This window comes from Ideonella azotifigens (assembly GCF_006519715.1).
GTDB classification, from domain to species: Bacteria; Pseudomonadota; Gammaproteobacteria; order Burkholderiales; family Burkholderiaceae_C; genus Ideonella; species Ideonella azotifigens.
In genome coordinates, this window is the sequence record NZ_VIDT01001013.1 from 1 (window position 1) to 1,483 (window position 1,483).

2 protein-coding genes are annotated in these 1,483 nt (G+C 69.6%); one reads left to right on the forward strand and one right to left on the reverse strand.

Translation table 11 applies throughout. The annotated features are described in order from the left end of the window. The coding region (locus FKP22_RS30175; protein ID WP_141291896.1) for a GGDEF domain-containing protein at positions 1 to 1,026 on the forward strand (1,026 nt) is incomplete at its 5' end. A 30-nt stretch (positions 1,027 to 1,056) separates the two neighbouring features. Here FKP22_RS30175 and FKP22_RS33115 read toward each other — a convergent pair. Beyond that, positions 1,057 to 1,483: hypothetical protein (locus tag FKP22_RS33115; RefSeq protein ID WP_170201178.1), on the reverse strand; the 427-nt coding region annotated here is incomplete at its 5' end.

Below are 1,483 nucleotides of genomic sequence, written 5' to 3' on the forward strand. Positions count from 1 at the left end.
TGCGAGCGGGCGCGCAGGCTGCTGTCGCACCGTCACCATTTGCTGAATGAGACCTACCAGCTCAGCCGCGAACTCGCCGGCAGCCTGGCCGAGCTGGCCGAGGACGATTCCTGGGTCCAGGGACAGCTCGAAAGCCTGCGCGAGCGCCTGGGCGAAAGCCCCAGCTCACGCGCGGTGCATGCCGCGAGCGAACTGCTGGCCAGCACCCGCCAGCGCCAGGGGGCCTTGCGTGGCGACCGTGACCAGGCCCGCGATGCGCTGAAGTCCCTGATCCACCAGATGCTCAGCGAGCTGGGCGAACTCGACCAGCACACCGGCCGCTTCAGCGACAGCATGCAGCGCTACGCCGACACCATCGACCAGGCAGACTCCCTCGAAAGCCTGGCCGGCGTCGTGCACGAAATGGTCTCCGAGAGCCGCAGCGTGCATGCGCTGGTGCATGCCACTCGCGAACGCCTGCAGGACGGCCACAGCCGCGCCAGCGAACTCGAAGCCCAGGTGCGCACGCTGGAAGGCGAGCTGCGCCGCATGTCCGACGAAGCCTCGACCGACGCGCTGACCCAGGTCGCCAACCGCCGCGGCCTGGCCCAGCTGTTCAGCGTCGAACAGGCCCGCTTGCAGCGCGAAGACAAGCCACTCTCCGTCGGCCTGCTGGACATCGACAACTTCAAGCGCCTGAACGACCAGCTCGGCCACGCCGCCGGCGACCAGGCCCTGGTGGCACTGGCACAGCGGGTGCGCGATTCGCTGCGCCCGGGCGACGTGGTGGCCCGCTTCGGCGGCGAAGAGTTCGTCGTGCTGCTGCCGGCCACGCCGGTGGACGAAGCCCAGCAGGTGCTGACCCGCCTGCAGCGCCTGCTCAGCGCCAGCCTGTTCATGCACGAAGGCAAGGAAGTCTTCGTGACCTTCTCGGCCGGTGTGACGATCTACCGCGGTGCCGACACGCTGGAAGAGACGCTGGAGCGCGCCGACGAAGCCTTGTACGAAGCCAAGCGCACCGGGAAGAACCGGACCTGCATCGGCTGAGGGCTCAATCGTCCCCGAGCTTGGCGCCCCTCAATCGGCGCCCGTGAACGCCAGCTGCAGCGCGTCGCCCGTCGCCATGGCCCAGCCTTCGGCGCGCCAGGCTGAAAGCTGAGTCTCGCCTGCCTGGGTGGCGAGCACGCGGTCCAGCCGGGCGCGGTCCGCGGCCTCGTTGGGCTGGCGTTTGTCTTGGCCGTGGTCGTGGTACGCCCGGTCAGCGGCGCCGGCCAGTTGGGCGGCGATGCGGGTCCGGCCGTCCAGCGCGTGCAGCAGTGCAAATGCGTCCAGCGTGCACCACATGCAGCTGTCCTCGGCGAAGTGGCGCATGCGCTGTTGGCATTCGGCGACGACCTCGCGGGCGCGTGCCACATTGCCTTGTGCCAGCAGCACGCCCAGCAGGTTGCCCAGCAGGTTGAAGTCGTCCAGCGAGGGCTGGCGGGCGCGCAGGCGCGGCAGGAAC